We start from the raw sequence: 7,455 nt of genomic DNA, 5'->3' as shown, positions 1-7,455 counted from the left end.
CTTACAGAATATTAACCGCTATATTCTGGAACAGATTGAAACCGGCTATCTGGTTTTAGATGAGAATTACCATGTCGTGCTCAGTAATCCGGCTGCCTGTCATCTGCTCGGCATTGAGCCAATGTATGCCCATGAAAGATTTTCGTTATACCAATCTCAAAATGACCTGTTTGAACTGATCCGTTTTGAAAATCTGGAAAATGGCGAGCGGTTTCAATTTGAATCCCAGCAGAGTCGTTATAATATTCACGTGCAGGTACAAAAGCTGATTGTGCCGCACCAGACTCTGACTCTCCTCGTGCTGCAAGATGCCCGCAAACTTAATCAGCAGGTGCAACAGTTAAAGCTTGCTGCTCTAGGCCAGCTTTCCGCCAGTATTGCCCATGAAATTCGCAATCCTCTGGCTGCCATTGTACAGGCCAATGATCTTTATCTCGATTCTGAACCTGAACAGCAACAAGTTCTGCATCAGATGATTAGCCGACAGGCCACCCGGATTGACCGGATTATTCAGGACACCCTGAATATGGTGAAGAATAAAGAAACCCATCCAGTCGTAATTCAGCTGAATGAATTTATACCACTGTTTATTCAGGAAGATTTAGCAGATGTGGCGGACCAGATTCAATTTAATATTGATGTACCACTGGCAATTCAGTTCGATGAAGCCCAGTTACGTCAGATTCTGATTAATCTGATTCGTAATGCTATCCGGCATAATTCACCGGATTCACCCCATATTCAATTGAATATTCACCCATATGAACATAAGGTATGGATAGATGTCCGGGATTTTGGCTCTGGTGTTGCCACCCATGATCAGGAATTATTATTTAAACCTTTTTTCAGCACATCTATCCATGGAACGGGACTCGGACTATATTTATCACACAGTTTTTGTGAAGCCAATCAGGCACAACTCAACTACATTTCACAAGAACAGGGCGCATGCTTTCGGATTAGCTGTCAACGTGTGACAGCATAAAAGGAATAAGGGGAAATATTGTGGAACAACAACCACTGGTCTTATTGGTGGATGATGAGGAAGATCTGTGTACCCTCATGCAAATGTCATTGATGCGCATGGGAATCCGTACGCATATTGCCCATTGTCTGGAAGATGCAAAAAAAATTCTGACAGATCATCAATATGATGCCTGTCTGACAGATCTAAATCTTCCTGATGGCAATGGTCTGCAATTACTGGACTGGATTAACCAGCATTCCCCTCACCTTCCGGTAGCTGTTCTAACGGCCTATGGCAATATGGAAATTGCTATTGCTGCACTCAAGGCAGGTGCATTTGACTTTGTCAGCAAACCAATCAATCAAAAGCATCTGGAACAACTGCTGCAAAAAGCACTAAATAAACCAGTGGATTATTATCAGAATAATTCCAATGATTCATTAGAACACAAATTGCTGATTGGGCAATCCCTGCCTATTCAGCAATTACGTGTCACCTTGAAAAAAATTGCCCGCTCTCAGGCTCCGGTATTTATTACTGGTGAATCAGGTACCGGGAAAGAAGTCGTGGCCAATCTGGTCCATCGTCTCAGCAATCGCAATGAAGGACCTTTTATCGCGATTAACTGCGGTGCAATCCCGACTGAATTGATGGAAAGCGAACTGTTTGGCCATAAGAAAGGCAGCTTTACGGGTGCGACACAGGACAAACAAGGACTAATTCAGTCTGCCCATGGAGGCAGTTTGTTCTTAGATGAAATTGCCGAATTACCGCTCTCTATGCAGGTCAAACTGTTACGTGCCGTCCAGGAAAAACGCATTCGTCCAGTCGGTTCCGATACCGAAATTGATGTCGATTTCCGTGTTATTAGCGCCAGCCATCAGGATCTCGATGCGCTGGTACAACAAGGTAAATTCCGTCAGGACTTGTTCTTCCGTATTCACGTGATGGATCTGGTCTTACCACCACTGCGTGAGCGCGGCCAAGATATTCTGCTCCTCGCTGAGCATTTTGTTCAAAAGATCTGTCAGGAATGGGAGATTCCTGCGAAAAAACTGACGGAACGGAGCAAGGAATTTTTACTGGAGCAATACTATCCGGGCAATGTACGCGAACTGCGTAACATTATTGAACGAGCTATTACTTTGAGTGATGAAGACAAGATTGATCTTCAGCATCTGCAAACTGCTCCACTGCGTCATACGGTATCCGTCCAATCAGAAACGGCAAATCTGGCAGAGCCGACCTCATCTACGGATCAGATCATTATTCCCAAGAAACTCCCCGAGGAAGGTCTGGAACTGTATTTAGAAAAGATTGAAAAAGAAATTCTGCTGAATGCTTTGAATCTGACGCATTGGAATCGTACATTGGCCGCCAAAAAACTCGGTATGTCGTTTCGCTCTTTACGTTATCGTCTGAAAAAATTCGGACTGGATACCGAAGAAGAGGAATAATTATTTCTGCAGGAGCAGCAAGTCTGTGACGTGATCCAGATAGCTCTCCTCACGCGCATCCTGACCGAGAGGATAGGTGAAATGTGGCTGAATCCCCTGTCCTTCAATCATATTGCCGCTTGGGCTAAAGTATTGCGATACAGTCATCTGCAAAGCAGAGCCATTGCTCAAAGGAAACAGTTTCTGCACCACCCCTTTGCCATAGCTCTTTTCCCCTACCACCCAGGCACGATTATGTTCTTTCAGAGCAGCAGTAAATACTTCTGCAGCGGAAGCCGAACGGTTATTAATTAGAATCCCGACTTTCAGATTTTGAAATTCAATTCCTGGAAGTGCCTGAAATTGCTGATTACCTTCAGAACGGCTCTTGGTCGAGACAATAATGCCCTGATTCAGGAACAAATCTGCTGATTCAACAGCCGCAGACAATAAACCACCCGGATTATTACGTAAGTCAAACAGCACTGCTTTCAGGCGATTGGTTGAATAACTTTCAATAATTCGCTTGATTTCATTAGCAGTATCTTGCTGGAAAACTTTGACTTGCAGCACCAGAACCTGATTACTGTGCAGCGTCGATTTAATCTCGGTATCCACTTTGGTATTGCGGACCAGTGTAATCGGTACACTTTGCGCAGAAAGCTGAAGCGTTAAAGTAGAGCCAATGGCACCAGTCAATAAATCTCGCACCTGCTCACGTTTCAGCACACTCAAGACCTGATCATCAATCTTATAAACTGTGACACCATTGCGAAGGCCTTGTTTGGCAGAGTCAGCATCCGGACTTAGGCCTTGTACCATCCATTGTTTTAGCTGTGGATTAAAATGCAGATCAAAATCAATACTGGCCAGATCACCTTCAGTATATTCACGCAGCTGTTTATAGTCTTCAGGAGATAAATAGCGGGAATAGCGGTCTAAGCCACTTACCAGACCTTGAATGGCTTGCTGGAAAAGCACATCGTCATTTTTGTCTTGAATATAATTATCTTTGACGATGCCATAAATCTGAACAAATTCCTGGATGGATGTTACAGGAATTTCATTATAGACCTGTTCATCCATTTCCAGCTCATCAAGTGCCATCTCGGTTGAAACGGCACTCCATGCGGAATGACTCAAACACATCAGTAAGCAGGATAAGACTACAGACTTGCCATGTGTTTTTATCATTCTTATACCTGTTTTATAAAAGATTAAGCATGCAGCTCAATAAGATTGCGACCTTGCATTTCAGCTGGTACCGGAATTTGCATCAAGTTCAGCAGGGTTGGTGCGACATCAGCCAATACACCACCTTCTGCGATTGTTGCAGAGCTTGGACCCACATAGATAAATGGAACCAGTTCAGTGGTATGCTGGGTATGCACCTGACCGCTCTGATAATCCTGCATTTGCTCCACATTACCATGGTCTGCAGTAATAATCATATGACCTTTTTTTGCCATCACAGCTTCATAAACTCGGCCTAAGCAAGTATCCACGGCTTCAACTGCTTTCACTGCTGCATCAAATACACCAGTATGGCCGACCATATCACCATTGGCATAGTTCACAACCAGTAGGTCAAACTCGCCTGAATTGATCGCTGCCACCAGTTCATCTGTTACTTCATAGGCACTCATTTCCGGTTTCAGGTCATAAGTCGCAACATTTGGAGATGGGATCAGGATACGTTTTTCACCTGGATATTCATCTTCACGGCCACCGCTAAAGAAGAAGGTTACATGCGCATATTTCTCAGTTTCTGCAATACGTAGCTGAGTTTTGCCCAGGTTCGACAGATACTCACCTAAAGAATTTACCAGCGCTTCTGGCATATAGGCTACTGGCGCATCAATGGTCGCCTGATAACGGGTCAACATCACGAATTTCGCCAGATTCGGTACAACCTTACGTTCAAAACCGGCAAAATCTTTTTCAACAAAGGCACGAGTCAATTCACGGGCACGGTCAGCACGGAAGTTCATAAATACAACGCTGTCGCCATCCTGAATCTTCACAGTGTCGCCAATGCGAGTCGCTTTTACGAATTCGTCTGATTCCTCTGCAGCATAAGCCTGTTCCAGACCTTCAACTGCACTAGCTGCAGTACGCACTGCTTCACCTTCAGTCAGCAGACGATACGCTTGCTCTACACGATCCCAACGGTTGTCACGGTCCATGGCAAAATAACGACCGATCATGCTGACAATACGACCCTGGCCCGGATATTGAGCAAATAATGCATCCAGTTTTTCTAAAGAGGGTTGCGCACTTTTTGGTGGCGTATCACGGCCATCCAGGAACGCATGCAGATAAACCTGAGCACCGCGTTTTAAAGCCAGTTCAGCCATCGCCACGATATGATCTTCGTGTGAGTGCACACCGCCTTCAGAAAGAAGGCCCATAATGTGGACTGCGCCATTTGCTGCTTTGGCTTTTTCAACCGCATCCACCAGCACTTCATGTTCGAAGAAAGCACCAGTACGGATATCTTTGGTAATACGGGTAAAGTCCTGATAAAGCACACGGCCAGCACCGAGATTCATATGACCAACTTCAGAGTTCCCCATTTGACCATCAGGCAGGCCGACATCTTCACCTGAACCTGAGATCAAACCATGCGGATGCTTTTCCTGCATAGCAGTTAAATTTGGTCGTTTAGCCGCTAAAAACGCATTGTCTTCGACCGCTTCGCGATGACCCACACCATCCATAATCACCAAAACGTGAGGGATTTTGCCAGCAGTTGCATCCGTCATAATGAAATACTCTTTTCGTCTACGAATTAATCGCTCTAGTTTACCGAATTTTGCAAAAAGAGGCCATGACCAGACGATGGTTTAAGCCTCTTGTTGCGATTGATTTCTTCTATTTTCCTGTAGTTTAGCGGGCCCGATGGAGCAAGTAACCGCCAATAGCAAACATCAGCAAAATAGGAATAAATACAAACCATGCCGGTGACGGCGCATAGACCAGACTGGCATAACCGAGAAAATCCTGCAGATAGAAGAAGCCTAACCCTGCGAATAACGCAATCACCAAACGGAAGCCCATCGATTGCTGACGCAATGGCCCAAAGATAAATGAACAGGCAATCACTACCAGCGCAATCAGGGCAAATGGCGAACCGACTTTCTGCCAGAAAGCCAGCTGATAGGTTTTAGGTACCTGACTATATTCATGCATATAGCTCATAAAGCTCACCAGCTGGCTTGGCGATAAATCTTCCGGATCAATCGTCACCATATGCACATATTTCGGCTGCAAGGCCAAAGCCAGTGGTTGCTCATCATGCTGTACCAGTGTCGCATTGCCGTTTTGTAAAATATCAAACTGTTCTGTGCTATCTAGTTTCCAAGCCCCATCTTTGACGAATTCACCCTGCTTGGCATCCAGAGTACCCCGCAGTCGGTAATTGTCATCAAAGTCCAGCATCTGTACATTTTTCAGCTGGCCCTTGGCGTTGGCATAATCAATATAGATAAAGCGATTACCCTCACGCGTCCAGTAACCTTTCACTTCACCAATTTTGACCGGTTTGTTATAGCTTTTGACTGCTTTGGCCTGTTCATTGGTATATGGAATCACCCATTCGCTCAGGGCAAACGACAATACGACCAATAGCAATGCTGAACGGATCACCCAGCCGACAATACGCCACAGGCTAACGCCAACTGAACGCATTATGATCAGTTCACTATTGGAAGCTAATGTACCCAAACCGAGTACCGCACCAATCAGTGCCGAAATTGGCAGGATTTCATACAAATAATTGGGTGCGCCCCAGAGTACATATTTCAAGGCATCCCAGGCACCATAGCCTTCTTTCAGGGAACCCAATTCACCTAAATACGTAAATAAGACCTGCAGACCTGAAAGAACAGCTGTTGCCCCAAGCATCGCCAGCGCAGTGGTTCCGGTCACATGTTTGGCAACTATACGACGTGCTAACATTGTTAAGACCTCACTCGCTGAATCCGTTTTTTAATTTTTGGCGCCAAATTCTGTTTACGTGAGAACAATGCACCGGCTATAGCATAAATGATCAGGACCAATGGATAAGCCCAAATGCCCATTTCCGCCTTACTGACCCGGGTTTTGATTGCCATCAGGGCGACAATCAGGCTGGCAAAGATCATCAGTGCCGGGAATAATTTGAGATAGCGACCTTGACGTGGGCTCACTTCAGACAGGGCTACAGACAAAATCAGGGCAATTACAATGGCAAATGGTACAAAGACACGCCAGCCAAGCTCACTGGCTACCACCGGATCCTGACGGTTTTTCCAAAGCTGTCCGGTCGGCAAGGCCTCGACTTCATCACTGGCCAGTTCTGCTTCTTTATCACTTTCGATCCGTAAACGATAGCTTTCAAATTCAGCCTGGATATATTGCGGCGTGCCTGGATAAATTTCATAGCGGCGGCCATTGACGAGATCGACCACATTGGCCGCATCATTCGGCATTTCAATTCGGGTCGCTTCCTGCGCCAGAATCATCACATCTGGCTTGCCTTCTTTTTCCACACGCTGATAGAAGAAGATATCTTTCAGGTTTTTGCGATCTTCGGATAGATCTCCGGCATAAATGGTATAAGGTCCGGAAGAGATAAATTCTTTGGGCCGAACCAGATCAAAGCCGGTTCGTACTGCCTGCTCACTGGTCAAGGCTTCGAACCGTCGAATCCCCCACGGTGAAGCCCACAACATGAGAAAGCCTTGTGCAAGGAGATAGACCAAAGTCATCGGAATCAAAAGACGTGCCAGCTGATGCCGGCTAATTCCGCTACCATTTAAGACCGCCATCTCATGATCAACATAGAGACGACCAAAGACCAGCATTAAGCCAATAAAGAACCCAAGTGGAAGAATCAAGGTCAGGAATTCAGGCAAACGATAACCAATGATGCTGAACAGGATTCCAGCATCCAGACGCCCCTGTGCGGCCACACCAAAATACTTGATCAAACGACCGCCCATCATGATAAGGGTCAGTAAGGCAATCACCACCAAGGAGGTCGATACCACTTGCTTGACCAGATAACGC

General features: G+C 45.7%; 6 protein-coding genes. 2 read left to right on the top strand and 4 right to left on the bottom strand.

From position 1 onward, the window contains the following. Window positions 1-985: sensor histidine kinase (locus B4J23_RS04350; protein WP_291358862.1), on the top strand; the 985-nt coding region annotated here is incomplete at its 5' end. Between the two features lie 17 nt (window positions 986-1,002). Continuing rightward, window positions 1,003-2,424, top strand: a complete 1,422-nt coding sequence (locus B4J23_RS04345; RefSeq protein WP_291358864.1) for a sigma-54-dependent transcriptional regulator — start codon at window positions 1,003-1,005, stop codon at window positions 2,422-2,424. Here the strand turns inward: B4J23_RS04345 and B4J23_RS04340 are convergent, their stop codons facing one another. The 4 genes from B4J23_RS04340 to lptF form a co-directional block, all read right to left on the bottom strand. Continuing rightward, window positions 2,425-3,597: a S41 family peptidase gene (locus tag B4J23_RS04340; protein WP_291358860.1), complete on the bottom strand. Its 1,173-nt coding sequence runs from the start codon at window positions 3,595-3,597 to the stop codon at window positions 2,425-2,427. Between the two features lie 23 nt (window positions 3,598-3,620). Beyond that, entirely contained in the window at window positions 3,621-5,168 is a 1,548-nt protein-coding gene (gene gpmI, locus B4J23_RS04335; protein WP_180011330.1) for a 2,3-bisphosphoglycerate-independent phosphoglycerate mutase, read from the bottom strand. Window positions 5,169-5,292: 124 nt separating this feature from the next. Further along, entirely contained in the window at window positions 5,293-6,363 is a 1,071-nt protein-coding gene (gene lptG, locus B4J23_RS04330) for an LPS export ABC transporter permease LptG (RefSeq protein WP_180003801.1), read from the bottom strand. 2 nt (window positions 6,364-6,365) lie between these two features. After that, the coding region (gene lptF, locus B4J23_RS04325; protein WP_291358857.1) for an LPS export ABC transporter permease LptF at window positions 6,366-7,455 on the bottom strand (1,090 nt) is incomplete at its 5' end.

This window comes from Acinetobacter sp. UBA3025 (assembly GCF_002367915.1).
Lineage (GTDB): Bacteria > Pseudomonadota > Gammaproteobacteria > Pseudomonadales > Moraxellaceae > Acinetobacter.
The sequence above is the reverse complement of the archived record's forward strand: the minus strand, read 5'-3'. Positions and strand labels throughout refer to the sequence as shown.

What these genes read in the sequence shown, in the direction of transcription:
- gpmI (WP_180011330.1), bottom strand. Translation starts at nt 5,168, where the DNA reads ATGACGGATGCAACTGCTGGCAAAATCCCTCACGTTTTGGTGATTATG.
- lptG (WP_180003801.1), bottom strand. Translation starts at nt 6,363, where the DNA reads ATGTTAGCACGTCGTATAGTTGCCAAACATGTGACCGGAACCACTGCG.
- B4J23_RS04340 (WP_291358860.1), bottom strand. Translation starts at nt 3,597, where the DNA reads ATGATAAAAACACATGGCAAGTCTGTAGTCTTATCCTGCTTACTGATG.